The organism is Streptomyces sp. NPDC058231, from assembly GCF_042882275.1.
GTDB lineage: Bacteria > Actinomycetota > Actinomycetes > Streptomycetales > Streptomycetaceae > Streptomyces.
The window spans coordinates 16,485-36,962 of sequence record NZ_JBHVWN010000075.1 but is presented as its reverse complement, the minus strand read 5'-3'; the positions used below and the strand labels follow the sequence as shown (position 1 = coordinate 36,962).

Genomic DNA, 20,478 nt, shown 5'->3' with positions numbered 1-20,478 from the left:
GGGGGGGGGGGGGGGGGGGGGGGGGGGGGGGGGGGGGGGGGGGGGGGGGGGGCGGGGGGGGGGGGGGGGGGGGGGGGGGGGGGGGGTGGCCGCCCCCCCCCCCCGGGCGACCGGGGACGTGCGGTGGGACCGGGGCGGTTATGCCCAGAGCTGGCCGTGCAGCGTCTCGATGGCGGCTTCCGTCGTCGGTGCCGTGTAGACGCCGGTCGACAGGTACTTCCAGCCGCCGTCCGCGACGACGAAGACGATGTCGGCGGGTTCCCCCGCCTTGACCGCCTTGGTGCCGACGCCGATCGCCGCGTGGAGTGCGGCGCCGGTGGAGACTCCCGCGAAGATGCCCTCCTGCTGGAGGAGTTCGCGGGTGCGGGTGACGGCGTCGGCGGAGCCGACGGAGAAGCGGGTGGTGAGGACCGAGGCGTCGTAGAGCTCGGGGACGAAGCCCTCGTCGAGGTTGCGGAGCCCGTAGACGAGGTCGTCGTAGCGCGGCTCGGCGGCGACGATCTTGATGTCGGGCTTGTGTTCGCGCAGGTAGCGGCCGACGCCCATCAGCGTGCCGGTGGTGCCGAGGCCCGCCACGAAGTGGGTGACGGAGGGCAGGTCGGCGAGGATCTCCGGGCCGGTGGTGGCGTAGTGGGCGCCCGCGTTGTCCGGGTTTCCGTACTGGTAGAGCATGACCCAGTCGGGGTGCTCGGCGGCGAGCTCCTTGGCGACGCGGACGGCGGTGTTCGAGCCGCCTGCGGCCGGGGAGGAGATGATCTCGGCGCCCCACATGGCGAGCAGGTCGCGCCGTTCCTGGGAGGTGTTCTCCGGCATGACGCAGACGATGCGGTAGCCCTTGAGCTTGGCTGCCATGGCGAGCGAGATGCCGGTGTTGCCGCTGGTGGGTTCGAGGATGGTGCAGCCAGGGGTCAACCGGCCGTCCTTCTCGGCCTGTTCGACCATGTGGAGCGCGGGGCGGTCCTTGATCGAGCCGGTGGGGTTGCGGTCCTCCAGCTTGGCCCAGATGCGGACTTCGTCCGAGGGTGACAGCCGTGGCAGGCGGACGAGCGGGGTGTTGCCCACTGCGGCGAGCGGGCTGTCGTACCGCATCAGTTCATGCCGCCGGCGACGGCCGGGAGGATGGTGACGCTGTCGCCGTCGCTGAGCTTGGTGCTGATGCCGTCGAGGAAACGGACGTCCTCGTCGTTGAGGTAGACGTTCACGAAGCGGCGGAGCTGGTCGCCGTCGACGATGCGCTCGCGGATGCCGTTGTGGCGGCTGTCCAGGTCCGTGAAGAGGTCGGCGAGGGTCTCTCCGTTGCCCTCGACGGCCTTGGCGCCGTCGGTGTAGGTGCGGAGGATGGTCGGGATGCGGACCTCGATGGCCATGGCGTGGGCTCCTGTCGAAAGCGGAGTGGTGGCGTGGGGCGCGCGGCTCTGCCCCCGCGCAGGGGTGGTGCGTCCGGACGGCGCTTCGGGCCGCGGCCGGGTTCAGGCCTGGCGGCCGACGGGCCCGCGGTTCGTACAGATCGCGCTGGAAAGCCTGCACAGGTCGACGTGCAGCCGCGCTACGAGCAGCATGCCCGGCGCCTTGTCGCTCACGTCATGGGGAACCATGCGGTCATCGTATCGATTCCCGGTCCGGAATCCGGAATGTGATCTCACTGGGTGGATGACTGGTGTTCGCCTGGTGGACGGCCGGTCCCCGGGGCGGCGGACCGGGGTGGTCCGCCGCCCCGGTCCGCGGGCGCTCGGGCGGACGGTCAGGCGGCTTCGTACGCCTCGACGACCTCGACGTCCTCCTCGGTGATCACGCCGTCCACGATGCGGTAGGAGCGGAACTGGAAGGGGCCCGCGTCGTCGGTGTCGGCGGTGGAGACGAGCACGTAGTGGGCGCCGGGTTCGTTGGCGTACGTGATGTCGGTGCGGGAGGGGTACGCCTCGGTCGCCGTGTGCGAGTGGTAGACGATCACCGGTTCCTCGTCGCGGTCGTCCATCTCGCGGTAGAGCCCCAGCAGGTCCCCGGAGTCGAACTCGTAGAACGTGGGCGAACGGGCCGCGTTGAGCATGGGGATGAAGCGTTCGGCGCGGCCGGTCCCGGCCGGGCCCGCGACCACGCCGCACGCCTCGTCGGGGTGGTCCGCGCGGGAGTGCGCGACGATCTGGTCGTACAGCGCCTGGGTGATGGTCAGCATGGCGCCAGGATAAGCAGCGGGCCCCCGCGCACCGGGAAGTGGTGCGCGGGGGCCCGTGGACCTGACGGGGCGGGGGCGGTCAGCGCTTGGCGAAGGCCTTGTTCTCGGGGTTGCGGGCCTTGAGGACCAGGTACGAGACACCGAGGACGAGGGCCCAGAGCGGGGCGCAGTACAGCGAGATCCTGGCGTCCTTGTCGATGCCCATCATCACGATGACCATGCCGATGAAGGCGAGGGCGAAGATGCTGGTGTACGGGGCGCCGGGGGCCCGGAAGGTGGACTGCGGGAGTGTTCCGCGGTCGGCCTGGAAGCGGTAGCGGATCTGGCAGACCAGGATCATGATCCAGGCCCACATGCCGGAGATGGTGGCGAAGGAGACGACGTAGGTGAAGGCGTCACCGGGCCACTGGTAGTTGATCCAGACGCCGACGAGCATGAGGGCGGCGGAGAAGGTGGTGCCGACGAGCGGGGTGCCGCTCCTGGTCAGCCGAGTGAAGAACTTCGGGCCCTGTCCGTTGAGCGCGAGGTCGCGCAGCATGCGGCCGGTGGAGTACATGCCGGAGTTGCAGGAGGAGAGCGCCGCGGTCAGGACGACGAAGTTGACGATGCCGGCGCCGAGGCCGAGTCCCATCTTCTGGAAGGCGGCGACGAACGGGGAGATGCCGGGCTGGAACTCGGTCCAGGGCACGACGGACAGGATCATGATGAGGGCGCCGACGTAGAAGACGGCGATGCGCCACGGCACGGTGTTGATGGCCCTGGGCAGGACGCTCTTCGGGTCCTTGGACTCGCCCGCGGTGACGCCGACGAGCTCGACGGCGAGGAAGGCGAACATCACGATCTGCAGGGTCATCAGCGTGCCGCCGATGCCCTTGGGGAAGAATCCGCCGTCGGCCCACAGGTGGGTGACGGATGCGGTGTCGCCCGCGTCGGAGAAGCCGAGGGTGAGAATTCCGGCGCAGATGAGGATCATGCCGACGATGGCGGTGACCTTGACCATCGAGAACCAGAATTCGAGTTCTCCGAAGAGCTTCACGGAGATCAGGTTCGCGCCGTAGAGGATGATCGTGAAGATCAGCGCGGACACCCATTGAGGAATGTCGAACCAGAACGTCATGTACTGGGCCGCCGCGGTGACTTCGGTGATTCCGGTGACGACCCAGAACAGCCAGTAGGTCCATCCGGTGACAAAGCCTGCGAAGGGGCCGATGAATTCGCGGGCGTACTCCGAGAAGGAGCCGGAGACCGGGCGGTACATGAGGAGTTCACCCAGCGCCCGCATGATGAAGAAGATCACCAGGCCCGCGATGGCGTAGGCCAGGATGAGGCTTGGTCCCGCCTTGGCGATGGCTTTGCCCGCGCCGAGGAAGAGGCCGGTTCCGATGGCCCCGCCGATCGCGATCATCTGGATCTGGCGGGCACCGAGAGCGCGCTGATAACCCTCGCCCGGGGTGGTGGCATCCGCGGCTTCAGCGGCCTCGCGGCCGCCTTGTCCCTTGTCGACCTGCGCCGATGTCATGTGTTGCGCCTTTCTCCACGCCGATCCGCGCCTTGAGGCTGCGGATCAGGTCCTGATCCCCCCGGATATGGATGGAGTGCGACCGGCGGTCCGCCGGTTGAAGCGCCCCCGGGAACAGGGGTGGCGTCCCCGAGTGGTCGTGAAGATTTATCACGGCTCAGCAGGTGACCCACCGGACATTGTGTGGCGCACACCACAGGAAAAAGCGGACAAGGGTTTCCAGTCGCTGCAAAAAAGGCCATTCAGGTGATGGGATCGTTATTTGAATTTGAGCGTCCGTTGAGCGAACACACGACTCGGCCCGCGGGGGGCGCACACCGATCGGAAGAGGCGGTCCACGACGACCGGGGAAAGCGATTCACGACGACCGGGAGGCACGGCTACGGCATCGGGAGGGACGGTTACGGCATGAGGGTCTCGACGAGCGTCTCCTGGAGCGCGCCCAGCCAGAGATAGGCCATGACCATGGGTTTGCGCGGGTCGCTGTCGGGCAGCCGGTAGAGCGATCCCTCGCCGCCCTCGTCCGTGTCGGAGACCTCCAGGCGGGTGCCGATGGTCAACCGGAGGTCGTTGAGGGAGCCGAGCCAGTTGTGGCACTCCTCGGCGTCGAGCCTGAGGACGATGCCGTCCTCCCCGGACGGGAGCGCGTCCAGGGTGCGCACGACGGCGAGGGCGTCGTCGCGCTTGCGGGTGCGCAGGTCGTTCTCGGTGAAGCGGCGGAACTCGGCGGACGCGGCGCGCAGTTCGCTGTCCTTGTCGCCGTACGCCTCCGGGAAGAGACGGGCCAGGGCGGGGTCGGCCGGCGGTTCGCTGGGCCCTTCGGCGAACAGGGCGGCAAGCGGGTCCGCGTCCTCGGCGGGTTCGTCGCCGGGGCCGATCAGTTCCAGCAGCTGGACGGCGAGGGAGCGCAGGATCGCGATCTCCACCTCGTCGAGCGCGACGGCCGCGCCGCCGCCGGGGGTGGCCTCGAAGTGGCCGGCCATGGGTTCTCTCCGATGGTGGGTCGGGCGGGGCAGAGGGGTCGGTCTAGTTGCGGTCCTGGGTGAGGGTGGCCCAGAGCCCGTAACCGTGCATGGCCTGGACGTCGCGCTCCATCTCCTCGCGGCTGCCGCTGGAGACGACGGCGCGGCCCTTCTGGTGGACGTCGAGCATCAGCTTGTGCGCCTTGTCCTTGGAGTAGCCGAAGTAGGCCTGGAAGACATAGGTCACGTAGCTCATGAGGTTGACCGGGTCGTTGTGGACCAGCGTCACCCAGGGCACGTCGGGTTCGGGGACGACGAGGTTCTCCTCGGCCGATTCGGGACGCTCGATCTCTACAGGGGCGACACTCACCTACCCCATGCTGCCACCCGCGAGGGGGCATCGCACAAACTGCTTAGATCTCGTCACTTTGACGAGATAGGGGTAGCATCCGTGCCATGAACTCTGCGGACCTTGGGCGACGGGTCGGTGTGCCGTCAACAGCTCTCTTCACCGACCAGTACGAGCTCACGATGGTGCAGGCCGCGCTGAAGGCCGGCACCGCCGACCGGCGCTCGGTCTTCGAGGCGTTCACGCGCCGGCTGCCCGAGGGGCGGCGGTACGGCGTCGTCGCGGGCATCGGACGCGTGCTGGACGCGGTGGAGAACTTCCACTTCGAGGACGAGATGCTCACCTTCCTGCGCGAGCGGAACATCGTCGACGGGCCGACCCTCGCCTGGCTGGCGGACTACCGCTTCAGCGGTGACATCTGGGGCTACCCGGAGGGCGAGGTGTACTTCCCCGGCTCCCCGATCCTGCGGGTCGAGGGCTCCTTCGCCGAGTGCGTCCTGCTGGAGACCGTGATCCTGTCGATCCTCAACCACGACTCGGCGATCGCCGCGGCGGCGTCCCGGATGTCGGCGGCGGCGGGCGGGCGTGGGCTGATCGAGATGGGTGCACGGCGCACCCATGAGCTCTCCGCGGTGGCAGCGGCGCGCGCCGCCTACATCGGCGGGTTCGACACGACGTCCGATCTGGCGGCGGGGTTCCGCTACAACATCCCGACCGTCGGGACGAGCGCGCACGCGTTCACGCTGCTGCACGACAGCGAGCGCGACGCGTTCCGGGCACAGGTGGACTCGCTGGGCCGGAACACGACGCTGCTGGTCGACACGTACGACGTCGCAGAGGCGGTCCGTGCGGCGGTCGAGATCGCCGGGACCGAGCTCGGGGCGGTGCGCATCGACTCCGGGGACCTGCTGCTGGTCGCGTACCGGGTGCGGCAGCAGCTGGACGAGCTGGGCGCCACGGAGACGAAGATCGTGGTGACCTCGGACCTGGACGAGTACGCCATCGCGTCGCTGGCCGCGGCTCCGGTCGACGCGTACGGCGTGGGCACGCAGCTGGTGACCGGCAGCGGGCAGCCGACCTGCTCGATGGTCTACAAGCTGGTCGCCCGGGCGACCACCGCCGATCCGTCGGAACCGCTGCGGCCGGTTGCGAAGAAGTCACTGGGCGCGAAGTCGTCGATGGGCGGTCGCAAGTGGGCCGCACGGCGGCTGGACGAGAGCGGGGTGGCCGAGGCCGAGGTGATCGGCACCGGTCAGGTACCGGCCGGGCTGGCCGGCCGGCAGCTGCTGATCGAGCTGGTCAGGGGCGGTGAGGTGGTCGCGCGCGAGCCGCTCGACGCGGCGCGGGAGCGGCACTTCGCCGCGCGGCAGGGGTTGCCGCTGTCGGCGATGCAGCTGTCCAGGGGAGAGCCGGTGATTCCCACGGAGTACGTGTGAAGGCGCCCCGGCGGGGAAGGTGACGAGCGCCAATAGCAGCCATACGCCCCCTCCCGCAAGGCGGTCTTTGTCCCTAGGCTCGATTCCGGCCGGTGAATGTCACCGCCCCCGTCTCCTCCTCCGCCCCGCTCCCCCACCGAAGGACACCCGCCATGCACCGCGCGTTGATCGTCGTGGACGTTCAGAACGACTTCTGCGAGGGCGGCAGCCTCGCGGTGGCGGGGGGCGCGGATGTCGCCGCCGCCATCACCGACCTGATCGGTGAGGCCCAGGCCGGTTACCGCCATGTGGTCGCCACCCGCGACCACCATGTCGACCCGGGCACCCACTTCTCCGCGCAGCCGGACTTCGAGCACTCGTGGCCGCCGCACTGCGTCGCGGGTACGGAGGGGGTGGGCTTCCACCCCAACTTCGCTCCCGCGGTCGCTTCCGGTGCCATCGACACGGTGTTCGACAAGGGTGCGTACGCGGCGGCGTACAGCGGCTTCGAGGGCCTCGACGAGAACGGGGTCGGGCTGGCGCAGTGGCTGCGGGACCGCGAGGTGACCGAGGTCGACGTGGTCGGCATCGCCACGGACCACTGCGTGCGGGCGACGGCGCTGGACGCGGTGCGGGAAGGGTTCACGACGCATGTGCTGCTGGAACTGACCGCGGGCGTCGCCGCCGCGAGCACCGGGCGGGCCCTGGAGGAGCTGCGCGGCGCGGGCGTGGAGCTTTCCGGCAAGCCGGTGGTGTAGCGGCCTGCGTACAGCGCTGTGAGCGCCCGGCGGCCGGAGCGCGGCCGGGCGGGGGGCGCCGGCCCGCGGGTCGCCTCCGCGGTGGGGCCCGGCGGGCCCGCGCGGGGCGCCTTCAGCCCTGGTGAGCCGGCGCGGGCGGGTGCAGGAGCGCGCGGATCGGGTGCCAGAGCTCCTGGGCCTTCTCCGGTCTCGCCCGCCACAGCAGGCCGTCCGGGTGGTGCAGCACCGCCGTGATCTCGTCGGGCGTCGGTGGTTCCGCGTTGCCGCGGAGATAGACGGCCCGCAGGCCCACGTTGCGCAGGCGGGTCAGTGCGCGCGCCCGGTTGGCCGCGTGCACCAGGACGCGGACCGGGCGGCCCGGGCCGGCCCCGTCCGCCGGGCCGGTCAGAGTGATCGCGACCACGACACTGCCGTTGGGCAGCTTGCTGAATCCTCCGCCTGCCATCTTCCGCGCTCCCCCGTGAGACATCGTGTCAATAAGAATCCGAACAAGAGGCACCTAAACACGATCGGCCGCCGCCCGCTAGAGGGCGACGGCCGATCATGGTCTGACCTGCGGTGATACGAAATTACTTGTGCGAGGAACCGACCTTGACGGTCATCGTCGAGCCGCTGAGCGGCTCGCTGACGATCGTGATCCGCGTGTTGGTGTCAGCGACCTTCACGCTTCCGGTCTTGTTCTCCGCGTACCAGTAGGTGCCCTTGTGGTCGTCGAAGACCGGGACGCCCAGCTGCGGCTTGATCTTGGTCGCCACGTCCGCGTTGTGCAGCGTGAACCCGTCGGTCGGGTACCAGCTGAACGGCGCGTCGAAAGGCTGGATCTTGTTGCGGATGACCGTGCCGTTCGCCCACTTCAGCGGCTTCGCGTGCGCGTCGATCGGCAGGATCAGGCCCTGGCCCGGGTGGGCCGAGACGTTGTTGTCCTTCTGGGAGGTGTCCCAGAGCCAGATCAGCAGACCGTTCTGGTACGGGTAGTGCTCGACCCAGTCAGGACGGGTCGAGGAGAAACCGAAGTTGTACGGGCCGACCTTGAGGGTCTGGTCGTACGAGACGTACTGGCGGTTCTCCGCGAGGTAGTACTGCGGGTAGTCCTTGGTGAACGACCCGCCGACCCGCGAGAAGCCCTTGGCGGTCCAGCCGTTGTCGTCGCCCTCGGCGTTGTCCGAGAAGAGCGTGGCGCCGTCGGCGTTGACCGCGATGGTGTCGGCCGCGAAGCCCACACCGCCCGCGCCGCCGTCGGTGGCGTAACGGAAACGGATGTCGATCTTCTTGCCCGCGTAGGCGTCCAGCGAGTACGAGAGCTTCTCGTACTTGCCGGAGACGTCGGTCAGCGCCGGCTTGTCACTGGCGTCGCGCGTGATGGCCTTGCCGTCGGCGGTGCCGTCGATCGCGGTCCAGCTGGCGCCGCCGTTGTCCGACACCTCGGTGTAGAGGTAGTCGTAGTCCTTCTCGATGTCCCACCAGCCCGAAAGGTCCAGGGACGCCTTGGACTTGCCCGTGAGGTCGACGGAGCGGGTCAGGGTGTTGTTGAGGTTGTCACCCATGTCGCTCCACCACTGCTTGGCGCCCTCGGCGGGCGTCGTGACGGCGGTGGTGACGGCCTTGTCGGGCAGCGTGACGACGAGCGCCTGCTTGTCCTTGGTGTTGTACTCCGAGACACCCAGCTTGTGGACCGAGTTCGTCGCGGCCTTGGCCGAGGCGTAGTTCAGCCAGCCCAGCTGCAGCTTGTCCCAGGCGGTCATGTCGCCGGGCAGGTCACCGATGGCGTTCTTACCGGTGCCGAGCCAGGAACCGGCCGACATCAGGGACCAGAAACCGACCGAGTTCTCGGCGGTGTTGGTGGTGTCGTAGAGGTCCGGCAGACCGAGGTCGTGACCGTACTCGTGGGCGAAGACGCCCAGGCCGCCGTTCTCGGGCTGCGCGGTGTAGTCACCGACCCAGATGCCGGAGTCACCGATCTGCGTGCCGCCGGCCTTGTTCTCGCCCGGACCGGTCGCACCGGCGTCGGTGCCGTACGCGTACCAGCGGTGCGCCCAGATGGCGTTCGCGCCCTCGACGCCGCCGCCGGCGGACTCGTCCTCACCCGCGTGCACGATCTGGAAGTGATCGATGTAGCCGTCGGGCTCGTTGAAGTTGCCGTCGTTGTCGTAGTCGTAGCGGTCCCACTGGTCGTACGCCGACAGGTCCGCCTTGATCTGCTCCGGCGTCCGGCCCTTGGCCTTCTGGTCCGCGGCCCAGGCGTTCACGCCGTCCTTGATCATGTCCCAGGAGTTGGCGCAGTTGGACGAGCCGCAGTAGTTGGAGCCGTAACGGGCCTCGTTGTACGGGACCTTGACCCAGTCGGAGACCTCGCCGTCGACCGAGTATCGCCCGGAGGACGTCTTCTCGTAGTACGTCTTCAGCGAGTTCTTGCCCGCACCCTCACCGAAGTAGAGGTCCTGGAAGTGGGCCTGGTTGTAATCGGCCTGCCAGGCGGTGCTGTTGTCCTTCTTCGGGTCCGGCTTGGCTATCGTGTTGTGCAGCGGGCCCGGCGTGCCGCCGTACTTCTTGACGGGCGGCTGAGGGCCGTCGCCGTCCGGGTCGATCATGGTCGTGTTGTCGACCTTGTCGCCGAACTCCACCAGGATCGTGAAGATCTTGTCGGTCTTCTCACGGCCGAGCTCGACGTACTTCTTGTCGTCGAGCTTGACGACCTGGGAGCCGTCGCGGGTCGACACCTTCTTGTCGCCGGATATGACCTGTTCCAGAGCCGCCTGACGCTGCGCGTCCTGCTGCTCGCTGAAGGGGCCCTCCAGATTGTGCGAGTCGCCCTTTGCCGATCCCGGGTCACGGCGATCGATGGTGGATGCGCCTGCCTTGACATCGGCCTGGGCAGTGGTGAAGGCAGACGCCGTAGCGGCGGTCGCGGCCATGGCCACGACAACCCCTGCGGCGCGAAGCGCCCGTCTCTTAGTGGTCACTTGATGCAGTCCTCCCCGGCGTCCGCGGCTGCGGCCTGGGTGTGGAGCGGCCGCGCGCGGATACGCGTCACAAGTGACGACATTCGACCGGAGTTACGAGAGAAAAGACAGATCTTGACTTGAGCAGGCCAAGTGCACTATGCAGGAGGACTTTCCCGCTATCCGAACATCCATCGAACAGTCAACCGGCGCGTCCACTCTCGCGTCAGGCGCGCCGGATGACTCAGTGCGCCCCCCATGCACCGGCACCGCGGGTTAGGTCATGCTTACTACCGGTTCCTCCCGGGCATCCACCGACTAGAGTCGCTTGACAGTGCGACCGCGTTGAGAGACTGCCCACCCGATGCCCCGAGGACGGAAATCGCCATGCCGCGTCCCACTGCTGCACAGCTCTCCTACGGATCGGTCACCGTCGTCTTCTCGACGCTCGCCATGCTGCTGCTCTCCCGCACGAGTTCGGGCATCGGCATCGCCGTCATAGGCACGGCGGCACTGGCGCTCGGTCTGCTGGTGGCCGTCACCGTACCCCTGCCGCGCCGGATGAAAACAGGGAAGACGAAGAAGGCGACGCGGACGGCAGCCGCGGTCCGTACGAACCACAGCACCGTCCCCGCCGCCCCCTCCGCGGAGAGCGTCCTGCTCGACGACGTCCAGCGAGCCGGAATCCCGGCCGAACACGCCGGCGAGCGCGTGGGCGAGCACTCACTGCGCCGCTGACCCGGGGGCCGTGCGCGCCGCCGCGCGCCGGCCGTGCGTCAGGGAACAGCCTCCGTCAGGCGGTCGAGACCACCACGGTCTTGGCCGCCTTGTCCTGCAGCCCCTGCCGGTACGGCTTGTCCGTGAACATCAGCACGATGTTGATCAGCCACCACAGGCACGGGCAGCACAGCAGCGCAGGCAGCCAGAGCACCACGGCGCGCAGGAACGAGGCGCCGACGTCCGGCACACTGCCGTCGTTGAGCATCGCCACCCGCATCTTCAGCAGGCGCTTGCCGAGGGTGCGTCCGTCCTTGTGGGTGAAGTAGGTGTCGTAGGCGACGTAGGCCACGAGACCGATCAGCGACCAGAGCAGCTGATGCCCGCTGTAGGTCTGGTTGAAGACGTTGCCGACGCTGTCGCCGTCCTTGCTGTCCGACATCTCCACCGCGCCGCCGAACGGCAGCGAGATCAGATACAGCGGGATCGAGATGATCAGGAAGTCGATCAGCCGGGCCACGATCCGCTTGCCGGGCTCGGCGAGCGGCGGCATGCCTGCCAACGGGTCCGTGCCGCCGTACTGGCCGCCGCCGTAGGGACCGGGGTCGTACGGCGGCGGGGGCGGCGGCGGAGCGCTGTCGTAGGGCGAGCCCGACGGCGGCCGCTGCTGTCCCTGGGGCTCCTGCGGCTCCTGCGGTCCCTGCGGCTTCTTGAGGAACGGGTCGTCCTCAGGCGGCTGACCGGACGTCGGCTGATCGTTGCTCATGGGGGCAGTGCACCCCGGCCCAGGAGCGCCCGCAACGGCTCAGGTGCGTTCGGGGGAACGGGCACGGGCCGACGGGTCCCTCACCCGATGAGCCGTCGGCCGTCCGGGGCGCTCCCACCGGGTCCGCGCCCCGGCGTCAGCCGGCCACGAAGGTGCGCGCCGCCTTGTCGTGCCAGCACTGCCGCCACGGGCGGTCGAACAGGCACCACATCACGTTGACCACACCGATGACCAGGAGACCGAGCACGCCGTGGACCAGCCAGCGGCGCAGCGCGGCGCCGAAGGAGGGCGGACCGTGGGACTCGATGTCCTTCACCTCGAGCCCGCAGAGCTTCTTGCCGAGCGTACGGCCCCACTTCGCCGTCGGCAGCGCCTCCAGCACCACTCCGAGCACCAGGAACACCCCGAGCGCTCCGCCGAACAGCCCGGCCGTGGTGGAGTCCACCAGCCAGACGGTGACCGTCTCCCCGGACAACTTCGCCGCGTCGATCTTGTCTCCGATGTGGTCCATCGCCCGGGAGACGAGAGGGAACGCGATCGCGCCGACGAGCGCGCCGAGCACGATCGTGTCGACGAGCCGGGCGGCGAAGCGCTTGGCGAGCCCGGCGGGCCGGGCGGCCGCCTGCGCCTGCGCGAGCTGCTGGAAGTGGTCGTTGACCGGGGGCTTCCAGGGCACGACGGGGCCGTCCGGCGGGCCCGGCTGTGCGCCGACGGGCTGTTGCGGCTGCCGCTGCGGTCGCTGCTGCTGGTGGGGCGGGAGTTGCTGCTGGGGCTGCGGGTGGGCGGCCTGGCTGGGGGCGGCGAGCGGGTGGGCCTGCTGCGCCCAGGAGGCCGCACCGCCGCCCGGCCCCGGGGTCAGCGGATTGGCCGGAGCGGGCGTGACAGGGGCCGGGGCGGGCGCGGGGGAAGGCGCGGGGGCCTGGGCGGGGCGGGGTGCCTGGGCGGGCGCGGCGGACTGCGGGGTGGGGCCGGGACCGACCGCGCGGATCGTCATCGTCCCGTCGGCGGAGTCCTGTTCCGTGTCACGGGGCCGGGGCGGCCGGCCGGCCCGGCCGACGGCCCGGATGGTGACCGTGCTCTCGGGGGCCTGGCTGTCGCCGCCCCGCATGCCGGGCAGCGCACCGCCCGTGGGGTCCTGCGCCGCGGGGGTTCGCGGGTCCGCGGCCACCTGGCCGGCGGAAGCACTGCGGTCCACGGGAGCCCGCCCCGCGGTGTCGGCCCGTTCTCCCTGGGCGGGGGCAGCACCGGGCTGCCCGGTGCCGCCCCAGGACACCCGGTGGTCGCGTTCCCCGCCGAAGCCGGTCTGCCGGGAGGCGTCGGCCTGCCAGGCGGACGAGGGCTCGGGGCGGTTGCCGCCGTTCGGCTCCTCGTCGAGGTAGACCGGCCCGGTCTCGTCCACGGGCGCATGGACGGGGCCGGATACCTGCGCGGGTTCCGGTGCGGACGGCCGCGGTTCGGCCGTCGCGCCCTCGGAGGCCGTCGCGGACGGCGATTCCCCCTGAGGGGGCGCAGGACGGCTGGTACCGGGCACCCACGAAGTGCCGTTCCAGTACCGGACGTAGCCGGGAATGGAAGGGTCGGGGTAATACCCCTCGCGGGGCCTGTCGTCACCGGGTGCCGGGGTTGGGGCGCTCATCACCGTGGTCCCGTATCTCTTCGAAGCCTCAAGTCAACGGACCACATCTATCAGACCGCCGCGTACCCCCGGGCCGGTCCCGGTGTTTGAACCACTTTCCGGTCACGGTGAAGTTTTTCCCGGAAGCCGCGTAATAAGTGGCGGGGAGGGCGCTCTCTCCAGGTGCGGGGCGGTCAGGGGGCCGGTTCGCAGAGACCGAAAGGACGCTTCTCATGGACACGGTCGTGGAACGCGAACTGGAGCTGAAGCTCGTTCTGTCGCCGGAGCGGAGCATCCCCGTACCGGCCCGGCTGACGTACCGCACGGAGGATCCGTACGCCGTGCACGTCACCTTTCACATCGGCTCCGACTACCCCGTGGAGTGGACGTTCGCGCGCGATCTGCTGGTCGAGGGCGTGTTCCGGCCGTGCGGGCACGGGGACGTACGGATCTGGCCGACCAAGGTCGAGCGGCGCAGCGTCATCTGTGTGGCGCTGTCCTCACCGCACGGCGACGCGCTGCTGGAGCTGCCGTCCGTCGCCGTGGCCGCCTGGGTGGAGCGGACGCTGCGGCTGGTGCCGCCCGGGACCGAGACCGGGCGGCTGGGCATCGACGACGGTCTCGCCGCTCTGCTCGCGCCGCTGCCGGCCGACGACGTGTGGCTGAGCGATGCCTGGCCGGACGAGTCGCCGGACGGCGAGATCTGACGTGCGGCCCGCCCGGACCGTCAGAACACCTTGCCGGGGTTGAGCAGCCCCAGCGGGTCGAACGCCGCCTTGATCCCACGGTGCATCTCGACACCGACCTCGCCGATTTCGCGGGCCAGCCACTCCTTCTTGAGGACGCCGACGCCGTGCTCGCCGGTGATGGTGCCGCCGAGTTCCAGCCCCAGCGCCATGATCTCGTCGAAGGATTCGCGGGCCCGGCGGGACTCGTCGGCGTCCATGTGGTCGAAGCAGACGACGGGGTGGGTGTTGCCGTCGCCCGCATGGGCGCAGACCCCGATGGTGAGGTCGTACTTCCGCGCGATGGCCGCGGTGCCCTCGATCATGGCGCCGAGCCGGGAGCGCGGCACGCAGACGTCGTCGATCATCGTGGCCGACTTGACGGTCTCCAGGGCGGTCAGGGACATACGGCGTGCCTGGAGGAGGAGTTCGGACTCGGCGGCGTCCGCGGCGGGGACCACGTCGGTGGCGCCCGCCGCGGTGCAGAGGTCGGCGACGGCGGCGAGATCGGCCGACGGGTCCGGGGTGTCGAAGGCGGCGAGCAGCAGCGCCTCGGTGGAGCCCGGGAGACCCATGTGGGCCATCCTGTTGACGGCCTGGATGGTCGTGCGGTCCATCAGTTCGAGGAGTGACGGGGTGTGCCCGCGTTCCATGATCCGGCAGACCGCGTCGCAGGCGGCCGCCGCCGACGGGAACTCGGCGGCGAGGACGAGCTGCTGCGGTGGCTGCGGTTTCAGCGCGAGTACGGCCCCGACCACGATGCCGAGGCTGCCCTCTGAGCCGACGAAGAGCCGGGTGAGGTCGTATCCGGCGACGCCCTTCGCGGTCCGGCGGCCGGTCGTCAGCAGCCGGCCGTCGGCGAGGACGACTTCCAGGCCGAGTACGTACTCGGCGGTGACGCCGTACTTCACGCAGCAGAGGCCGCCGGATGCGGTGCCGATGTTGCCGCCGATGGTGCACATCTCCCAGCTGGAGGGGTCCGGCGGGTAGTACAGCCCGTGTTCGTTCACGGCCCGGGACAGCACGGCGTTGATGACACCCGGTTCGACGACGGCGATCCGGTCGACCGGATTGATCTCCAGGATCCGGTCCATCTTCACCAGGGAGAGCACGATGCAGCCGTCGGAGGCGTTGGCCGCGCCCGACAGGCCGGTGCGGGCACCCTGCGGGACGACCGGTACACGCAGTGCGGTCGCCGTGCGCATGACGTGCTGGACCTGTTCGACGGTGCGTGGCAGCACGACGACGGCCGGGGCTCCCGCGTCGCAGAAGCTCGCCATGTCGTGGGCGTACGAGGAGGTGACGTCCGGATCGGTGATCATGGCCTCGGCCGGAAGGCCCGCCCGCAGTCGTTCGAGGAGATCGTCCATGATCCAAGCGTGACACCCGGGGCCAGTGGTGTGAACCCGTCTGCGGCAGCGTTCGCAAGGCGCGGTGTGCTCTTCGTACTGCCGCAGAGTGCTCGGCATGGATGTCATGCCGCAGCAGCCTCCGGAGAACCCCGAGAAGGATCGGGCGCTCCCTTCGTCCGGTCCGTACGGGTCCCCGCCGCCGGCGCCGTCGGACCCCGGCCCCGGCCCCGGCCCCGGCCCCGAACGGTTCTTCGCCCTGGACCCGGAGTCACCGGCCGAACCTCCGCCCGTCTCGTTGCACACGACGCTGCGCAGGGCCGCGTTCGGCATGGTGGCGGCTGCCGTACTGGTGACGGGTGCGGTCGTGGCCGTACCGGACGAAGGCAAGAAGGCGGCACCGGCCGTGCCGGGACCGGTTTCGCGCGCCCTGAGGGCGATGGACGCGGGCTCCCCCGCCTCCCTCTCCGATCTGACGGCGCTGATCGGCGACCGGCAGAGCTGGGTGGGCACGCATCCGTCCGACGCGCGGTCGTGGGCGGTGCTCGGGACGGCTTACGTGGAGCGGGGGCGGCGATCCGCGGACGCGGCCTACTACGGGCGGGCCGAGCAGGCGCTCAAACGGTCGCTGGACGTGCAGCCGGGGGACCGGGGGAACACGGCGGCCCTGGTGGGACTGGCTGCGCTCGCCGACGCGCGGCACGACTTCGTGACCGCGAAGAAGTGGGGCGAGACCGTGCGTGCACGGCAGCCGCAGGACTGGACGGTGTATCCGGCGCTGATCGACGCGTACGACGGGCTCGGCGCGTACGCCGAGGCGGACCGAGCGGTGGAGAGCTTCACGGCGCTGCGGTCAGGTGTCCCCGCGCTCTCGCAGACCGCGCGGATGTACCGGGACCAGGGCCGTCCCGAGGAAGCGCTGGCCGCGGCGCTGAGCGCGGCGGACCGGGCCACCGCGCCCGCCGAGAAGGCGGACTGCCTGTACCGGCTGGGCGAGCTGGCCTGGGAACGGGGCAGGCCCGAGGAGGCGGTGGCGCAGTACGGCGCTGCCCTGCGCACCGACCGCTCCCACGGTCCGTCGCTCGCCGGCCGGGCGCGGGCGCTGGCCGCCCTGGGCCGTACGGATGAGGCGCTGCGTGACTACCAGGCGGCCCTGTCGAAGCTGCCGCGTCCCGAATACATGCTGGAACTGGGCGAGTTGTACCAGTCGCTGGGCCGGGACGGGGAGTCACTCGGCCAGTACGCCAAGCTCCGCGACACCCTGCGCCGCGAGGGCGGTTACGGGGTCGACGGCGCGCTCCTCCTCGGCCGCTTCGAGACCGACCACGGCGATGTGTCGGCAGCGCTGGAGCTGTTGCAGGGGGAATGGGAGCACCAGCACCGCAGCGCGGCGGTGGCGGACGCCCTGGGCTGGGCGCTGCACCGCTCGGGCGACTCGAAGGGCGCGCTGGAGTACGCCCGGCGGGCGGCGGGCACGGGCGGCCGGACTGCGCTGTCCTCGTATCACCTGGGTGTGATCGAAAGAAGGTTGGGGGACTACGGGGCGGCCCGCCGCCACCTGGCGGAGGCCCTGCGCGCCAACCCCCGCTTCGCCCCGCTGGCGGCGCCGAAGGCCCAGGAGGCGCTGAACGCCTTGGGCCGGACCGCGGCAGGCACTCCCCGGGGCACGCGGCCCCCGGCTGTCGGACCGGCACCGGAACCCTTCCGGCGCGTCCCGACGGCGGCGCCGCAGAGCGCCCCGACGGCCGCTCCGGCCAGGACCGCGGGCACGGACCGGCCCGCCCCGCAGCCCGGCTCCGGATCATCGTCCGCGGGGACCGCTTCTCCGGCTGGCCCTCCTCCCCCGGCGGTGCGCTGAGCGGGGAGGGCCGGCGCCGCGAAGTGGCCGGCGGCTGACCGATATCCGCGCCGGCCGGGGCGCTCCGGTGTCGGTCCGGTCGCCGGACGGGCCCGGAGTGCGGCCCCTCCGGCGACTTCGGTCACGGCCCGGCGCTATCCGCGCAGGGTGGTGCGGGCCAGGACCCCGGTCCTCTGGAGGGGTGCGTAGCCCTGGGCGAGCAGCTCGGCGGAAACGGTCAGGGAGTCGTTCGTTCCCGCCCGGTCCGCGCGCCCTCCACGGGTGAAGGAGATCGCGATCGGCGTGGTGTATCTGCCGCTGGGCTTGAGGCCGACGCTCGGCGAGGGGGTGACGACCCCGATGAGGGTGTGGTTCGGTCCGGCCGTGAGGGTCACGCGTCGGCCGTTCGCGGTCACGGTGAGGTCGCGCGGGGCGAGCGAGCGCCCTTGGGAGAGGACCAGACGTGTGCCCACGGCGACGTACTCCGGGCCGTTGGCCGGGTCGGTGAAGGTGACGGTCCCGGTCGCCGAGCGGCGCTCCCCGCCCGCGGGGATGCAGGTGCGGTTGTGGCCGCAGTTGCCGCCCGACGAGGTGTTGCGCAGCGAGACGCGTCCGGTGGCGAGCCCGCCGACGGCGAAGTCGTAGACGGTTCCGTTCACGGTCAGGTTGTCCACGTACGTGCTGAGCGTCGCGGACGTGTCTCCGAACCGGCCGACGTTCGCGATGACCCCGATCACCCCGTCGCCCGGGGCGTTGCAGGCGGTGACGAAGTCACTCAGCGGGTGGGTGGTCTGTGCCGGGAACGACGCCACCGCGCGGGAGGTGAACCAGGGGGTGGCCGTGGTGGACCTGAAGTGCTGCCAGATGTCCCGCGCCACACCGGGGCGGCCCTGGGTGTCCGTGGTGTTCTCCGGCAGGAAGCCGAGGGTCGTGAAGGTCCCCCGGCAGACCATCGGGAGCTGGAGGTTGGGTCCGACGCCGGTGGCCATGTGCTCCGTCGTCGCCACGTAGGTGTCGTACGAGAGCTCGGCGGCCGCGATGGTGCTCAGCGGGACCGGCTGGGTGAAGTAGTGCGCGGCCTGGGCCTGCTGTCCGCCGTCGACCGCCAGGTGCAGGCTGCCGTTGAACCGGACGGGGTCGGCGAACGGCGAGACCTCCTGGATCCCGGGGACCCTGGTGGAGTTGCTGGGGTCGTCCTGCAGCCGGATCCAGGGCCTGCCCGCCCCGAGGTCGCCGGCCAGGACCCGCTGTACGGCGTTGGGTGGTGCCGCGCCGACGGCTGAGGGGGCGAGCAGTGCGAATGATGCGCCCACTGCCACGACGGCGGTGCAGACGGACGCGGTGAGACGGTTCATGCGTGGGAACTCCCATCGGAACCTGCGGAGTCATGCCGCAGGGGCCGCGACATCGCGTCGCGGCCCCCTATCCGTGCCACCCCCGGCGCCCGTTTCCCCTGTACCTCACTCGATCGCACTGGTCAAGGACCCGATCGGCCCGCGCGTGCCGTGCCACGGACGTACGCCCCTGGACACGGGGCGGCAGGCGTGCGGCGGGATCTGCCGGATCCCGCCGCCGGGGTGCCCGGCGCCCCGTGTACGGGCCGCCCGGGCTCAGAGGTTGCCGCGCTTCTCCTGCTCACGCTCGATCGCCTCGAACAGCGCCTTGAAGTTGCCCTTGCCGAAGCCCATCGAGCCGTGGCGCTCGATCATCTCGAAGAAGACCGTCGGGCGGTCCTGGACCGGCTTCGTGAAGATCTGCAGCAGGTAACCGTCCTCGTCGCGGTCGACCAGGATCTTCAGTTCGCGGAGCGTCTCGACCGGTACGCGGGTCTCGCCGGCCCACTCGCCGAGGGTGTCGTAGTACGAGTCGGGGGTGTCCAGGAACTGGACGCCGGCCGCCCGCATCGCGCGGACCGAGGCGACGATGTCGTTGGTGGCGAGGGCGAGGTGCTGGACGCCCGCACCGCCGTAGAACTCCAGGTACTCGTCGATCTGCGACTTCTTCTTCGCGATCGCCGGTTCGTTGATCGGGAACTTCACCTTCAGGGTGCCGTCGGCGACGACCTTCGACATCAGGGCGGAGTACTCGGTGGCGATGTCGTCGCCCACGAACTCCTTCATGTTGGTGAAGCCCATGACCTCGTTGTAGAAGCCGACCCACTCGTTCATCCGGCCCAGCTCCACGTTGCCGACGCAGTGGTCGATCGCCTGGAAGGTGCGCCTGGCGGGCGGTTCGACGATCGGGGCGGCGGCGACGAAACCGGGGAGGTACGGGCCGTCGTAGCCGGAGCGCTCGACGAGGGTGTGGCGGGTCCTGCCGTACGTGGCGATCGCGGCGAGCACGACCGTGCCGTGCTCGTCCTTGACCTCATGCGGCTCGGTGAGGCCGCGGGCGCCGTGCTCGACGGCGTACGCGTACGCCGCACGTGCGTCCGGGACCTCGATGGCCAGGTCGACCACACCGTCGCCGTGCTCGGCGACATGGTCGGCGAGGAAGCGGCCGTGGTCGGTGGAGGCCTTGATGACGGAGGTGAGGACGAAGCGCGCCGAGCCGTTGGTCAGCACATAACTGGCGGTCTCGCGGCTGCCGTTCTCCGGTCCGGAGTAGGCGACGAGCTTCATGCCGAAGGCGGTCGAGTAGTAGTGGGCGGCCTGCTTGGCATTGCCCACGGCGAACACCACCGCGTCCATTCCCTTGACCGGGAAGGGGTCGGCCTGCCGGGCGGTGTCAGGAGTGCTGTGCAGCGTCTCAGTCATGGGGGCAGACTCCCTCCGTCTCGCAAGGTGCGCAATAGTTCAGATATTTACTGAGCATCTTGTACAGCACCGTGCTGGGATGGGCGGGCTATCTGTACAGGGTGACCACAGAGGGACTCGTCATGGCGATCGATCATCTGGACGGCAGGCTCATCGCGCTGCTCGCGCGCGAGCCGCGGATCGGCGTACTGGAAGCCTCGCGCCGGCTCGGGGTGGCCCGCGGAACCGTCCAGGCGCGGCTGGACCGGCTTCAGTCGAATGGCGTCATCCGCGGATTCGGCCCCGAGGTCGACCCGGCGGCCCTCGGCTACCCCGTCACCGCCTTCGCCACGCTGGAGATCAAGCAGGGCCAAGGAGCGGACGTGCGGGCCCACTTGGGCGGCGTTCCCGAGGTGCTGGAGCTGCACACCACCACCGGGCAGGGAGACATGCTGTGCCGGCTCGTCGCCCGGTCCAACGCCGATCTTCAACGAGTGATCGACCGGGTTGTCGGTTTTGATGGCATTGTCCGGGCCTCCACGGCAATCGTCATGGAGAACCCGGTGCCTCTGCGCATCATCCCGCTCGTGGAGCAGGCCGCGGAGGACAGCGACTGAGC

Annotated in this window: 20 protein-coding genes; 6 read left to right on the top strand and 14 right to left on the bottom strand. The window is 70.3% G+C overall.

Annotated elements, in window-relative coordinates; all coding sequences use genetic code 11:
• Positions 1-138: 138 nt before the first annotated feature.
• The 7 genes from ACFVXE_RS32620 to clpS form a co-directional block, all read right to left on the bottom strand.
• A complete protein-coding gene (locus ACFVXE_RS32620) occupies positions 139-1,089 on the bottom strand; it encodes a PLP-dependent cysteine synthase family protein (RefSeq protein WP_389676657.1) in 951 nt (316 codons plus the stop codon).
• The gene (locus ACFVXE_RS32615; RefSeq protein WP_037692508.1) at positions 1,089-1,367 is read right to left on the bottom strand and encodes a MoaD/ThiS family protein; all 279 of its coding nucleotides are present in this window, start codon (positions 1,365-1,367) and stop codon (positions 1,089-1,091) included. Before ACFVXE_RS32615 ends, ACFVXE_RS32620 begins: the two co-directional genes overlap by 1 nt.
• Before the next feature lie 102 nt (positions 1,368-1,469).
• On the bottom strand, positions 1,470-1,595 hold the full coding sequence (locus ACFVXE_RS32610; RefSeq protein ID WP_389676655.1) for a putative leader peptide: 126 nt from the start codon (positions 1,593-1,595) through the stop codon (positions 1,470-1,472).
• Between the two features lie 146 nt (positions 1,596-1,741).
• Positions 1,742-2,173: a Mov34/MPN/PAD-1 family protein gene (locus ACFVXE_RS32605; RefSeq protein ID WP_389676653.1), complete on the bottom strand. Its 432-nt coding sequence runs from the start codon at positions 2,171-2,173 to the stop codon at positions 1,742-1,744.
• A gap of 79 nt (positions 2,174-2,252) precedes the next feature.
• Positions 2,253-3,692, bottom strand: coding sequence for an amino acid permease (locus ACFVXE_RS32600; protein ID WP_389676652.1), 1,440 nt, complete (start codon positions 3,690-3,692; stop codon positions 2,253-2,255).
• 401 nt (positions 3,693-4,093) lie between these two features.
• A complete protein-coding gene (locus tag ACFVXE_RS32595) occupies positions 4,094-4,675 on the bottom strand; it encodes a DUF2017 domain-containing protein (protein WP_389676651.1) in 582 nt (193 codons plus the stop codon).
• A gap of 43 nt (positions 4,676-4,718) precedes the next feature.
• Positions 4,719-5,024 carry an ATP-dependent Clp protease adapter ClpS gene (gene clpS, locus ACFVXE_RS32590; protein ID WP_018555894.1) on the bottom strand — a complete coding sequence of 102 codons (306 nt, stop codon included), beginning with the start codon at positions 5,022-5,024 and terminating at the stop codon, positions 4,719-4,721.
• Between the two features lie 86 nt (positions 5,025-5,110).
• Between clpS and ACFVXE_RS32585 the strand changes: the two genes are divergently transcribed.
• Both ACFVXE_RS32585 and ACFVXE_RS32580 read left to right on the top strand, forming a co-directional pair.
• Entirely contained in the window at positions 5,111-6,439 is a 1,329-nt protein-coding gene (locus ACFVXE_RS32585) for a nicotinate phosphoribosyltransferase (RefSeq protein ID WP_389676648.1), read from the top strand.
• Between the two features lie 152 nt (positions 6,440-6,591).
• Complete coding sequence (locus ACFVXE_RS32580; protein ID WP_389676647.1) at positions 6,592-7,176, top strand: isochorismatase family protein; 585 nt, start codon at positions 6,592-6,594, stop codon at positions 7,174-7,176.
• A 112-nt stretch (positions 7,177-7,288) separates the two neighbouring features.
• Here the strand turns inward: ACFVXE_RS32580 and ACFVXE_RS32575 are convergent, their stop codons facing one another.
• Complete coding sequence (locus ACFVXE_RS32575) at positions 7,289-7,621, bottom strand: hypothetical protein (RefSeq protein ID WP_389676646.1); 333 nt, start codon at positions 7,619-7,621, stop codon at positions 7,289-7,291.
• Between the two features lie 124 nt (positions 7,622-7,745).
• Complete coding sequence (locus tag ACFVXE_RS32570; protein ID WP_389676644.1) at positions 7,746-10,136, bottom strand: immune inhibitor A domain-containing protein; 2,391 nt, start codon at positions 10,134-10,136, stop codon at positions 7,746-7,748.
• A gap of 366 nt (positions 10,137-10,502) precedes the next feature.
• Between ACFVXE_RS32570 and ACFVXE_RS32565 the strand changes: the two genes are divergently transcribed.
• Positions 10,503-10,853: a hypothetical protein gene (locus ACFVXE_RS32565; protein WP_389676643.1), complete on the top strand. Its 351-nt coding sequence runs from the start codon at positions 10,503-10,505 to the stop codon at positions 10,851-10,853.
• Between the two features lie 55 nt (positions 10,854-10,908).
• Here ACFVXE_RS32565 and ACFVXE_RS32560 read toward each other — a convergent pair whose 3' ends face one another.
• Positions 10,909-11,598: an RDD family protein gene (locus ACFVXE_RS32560; protein WP_389676642.1), complete on the bottom strand. Its 690-nt coding sequence runs from the start codon at positions 11,596-11,598 to the stop codon at positions 10,909-10,911.
• 136 nt (positions 11,599-11,734) lie between these two features.
• Positions 11,735-13,234 carry an RDD family protein gene (locus ACFVXE_RS32555; protein WP_389676640.1) on the bottom strand — a complete coding sequence of 500 codons (1,500 nt, stop codon included), beginning with the start codon at positions 13,232-13,234 and terminating at the stop codon, positions 11,735-11,737.
• A 212-nt stretch (positions 13,235-13,446) separates the two neighbouring features.
• Between ACFVXE_RS32555 and ACFVXE_RS32550 the strand changes: the two genes are divergently transcribed.
• Positions 13,447-13,920, top strand: a complete 474-nt coding sequence (locus ACFVXE_RS32550) for an SsgA family sporulation/cell division regulator (RefSeq protein ID WP_389676638.1) — start codon at positions 13,447-13,449, stop codon at positions 13,918-13,920.
• A gap of 20 nt (positions 13,921-13,940) precedes the next feature.
• Here the strand turns inward: ACFVXE_RS32550 and ACFVXE_RS32545 are convergent, their stop codons facing one another.
• Positions 13,941-15,308 carry an FAD-binding oxidoreductase gene (locus ACFVXE_RS32545; RefSeq protein WP_389676636.1) on the bottom strand — a complete coding sequence of 456 codons (1,368 nt, stop codon included), beginning with the start codon at positions 15,306-15,308 and terminating at the stop codon, positions 13,941-13,943.
• Positions 15,309-15,405: 97 nt separating this feature from the next.
• On the opposite strand from ACFVXE_RS32545, the gene ACFVXE_RS32540 reads away from it, so the two are divergent.
• Positions 15,406-17,145, top strand: a complete 1,740-nt coding sequence (locus tag ACFVXE_RS32540) for a tetratricopeptide repeat protein (RefSeq protein ID WP_389676634.1) — start codon at positions 15,406-15,408, stop codon at positions 17,143-17,145.
• Positions 17,146-17,279: 134 nt separating this feature from the next.
• Here ACFVXE_RS32540 and ACFVXE_RS32535 read toward each other — a convergent pair whose 3' ends face one another.
• On the bottom strand, positions 17,280-18,479 hold the full coding sequence (locus tag ACFVXE_RS32535) for a hypothetical protein (protein WP_389676633.1): 1,200 nt from the start codon (positions 18,477-18,479) through the stop codon (positions 17,280-17,282).
• Between the two features lie 255 nt (positions 18,480-18,734).
• On the bottom strand, positions 18,735-19,880 hold the full coding sequence (gene hppD, locus ACFVXE_RS32530; RefSeq protein WP_389676631.1) for a 4-hydroxyphenylpyruvate dioxygenase: 1,146 nt from the start codon (positions 19,878-19,880) through the stop codon (positions 18,735-18,737).
• Between the two features lie 122 nt (positions 19,881-20,002).
• On the opposite strand from hppD, the gene ACFVXE_RS32525 reads away from it, so the two are divergent.
• A complete protein-coding gene (locus tag ACFVXE_RS32525) occupies positions 20,003-20,476 on the top strand; it encodes an Lrp/AsnC family transcriptional regulator (RefSeq protein WP_389676660.1) in 474 nt (157 codons plus the stop codon).
• Positions 20,477-20,478: the final 2 nt, after the last annotated feature.

Excerpts from the sequence above, each read along its gene's own strand:
- ACFVXE_RS32550 (WP_389676638.1), top strand. The coding sequence starts at position 13,447 with ATGGACACGGTCGTGGAACGCGAACTGGAGCTGAAGCTCGTTCTGTCG.
- ACFVXE_RS32610 (WP_389676655.1), bottom strand. The coding sequence starts at position 1,595 with ATGGTTCCCCATGACGTGAGCGACAAGGCGCCGGGCATGCTGCTCGTA.
- ACFVXE_RS32620 (WP_389676657.1), bottom strand. The coding sequence starts at position 1,089 with ATGCGGTACGACAGCCCGCTCGCCGCAGTGGGCAACACCCCGCTCGTC.
- ACFVXE_RS32565 (WP_389676643.1), top strand. The coding sequence starts at position 10,503 with ATGCCGCGTCCCACTGCTGCACAGCTCTCCTACGGATCGGTCACCGTC.
- ACFVXE_RS32545 (WP_389676636.1), bottom strand. The coding sequence starts at position 15,308 with ATGGACGATCTCCTCGAACGACTGCGGGCGGGCCTTCCGGCCGAGGCC.
- ACFVXE_RS32555 (WP_389676640.1), bottom strand. The coding sequence starts at position 13,234 with ATGAGCGCCCCAACCCCGGCACCCGGTGACGACAGGCCCCGCGAGGGG.
- ACFVXE_RS32595 (WP_389676651.1), bottom strand. The coding sequence starts at position 4,675 with ATGGCCGGCCACTTCGAGGCCACCCCCGGCGGCGGCGCGGCCGTCGCG.
- hppD (WP_389676631.1), bottom strand. The coding sequence starts at position 19,880 with ATGACTGAGACGCTGCACAGCACTCCTGACACCGCCCGGCAGGCCGAC.
- ACFVXE_RS32560 (WP_389676642.1), bottom strand. The coding sequence starts at position 11,598 with ATGAGCAACGATCAGCCGACGTCCGGTCAGCCGCCTGAGGACGACCCG.
- ACFVXE_RS32540 (WP_389676634.1), top strand. The coding sequence starts at position 15,406 with ATGGATGTCATGCCGCAGCAGCCTCCGGAGAACCCCGAGAAGGATCGG.
- ACFVXE_RS32605 (WP_389676653.1), bottom strand. The coding sequence starts at position 2,173 with ATGCTGACCATCACCCAGGCGCTGTACGACCAGATCGTCGCGCACTCC.
- ACFVXE_RS32575 (WP_389676646.1), bottom strand. The coding sequence starts at position 7,621 with ATGGCAGGCGGAGGATTCAGCAAGCTGCCCAACGGCAGTGTCGTGGTC.
- ACFVXE_RS32535 (WP_389676633.1), bottom strand. The coding sequence starts at position 18,479 with ATGAACCGTCTCACCGCGTCCGTCTGCACCGCCGTCGTGGCAGTGGGC.
- ACFVXE_RS32600 (WP_389676652.1), bottom strand. The coding sequence starts at position 3,692 with ATGACATCGGCGCAGGTCGACAAGGGACAAGGCGGCCGCGAGGCCGCT.
- ACFVXE_RS32615 (WP_037692508.1), bottom strand. The coding sequence starts at position 1,367 with ATGGCCATCGAGGTCCGCATCCCGACCATCCTCCGCACCTACACCGAC.
- ACFVXE_RS32580 (WP_389676647.1), top strand. The coding sequence starts at position 6,592 with ATGCACCGCGCGTTGATCGTCGTGGACGTTCAGAACGACTTCTGCGAG.
- ACFVXE_RS32585 (WP_389676648.1), top strand. The coding sequence starts at position 5,111 with ATGAACTCTGCGGACCTTGGGCGACGGGTCGGTGTGCCGTCAACAGCT.
- ACFVXE_RS32525 (WP_389676660.1), top strand. The coding sequence starts at position 20,003 with ATGGCGATCGATCATCTGGACGGCAGGCTCATCGCGCTGCTCGCGCGC.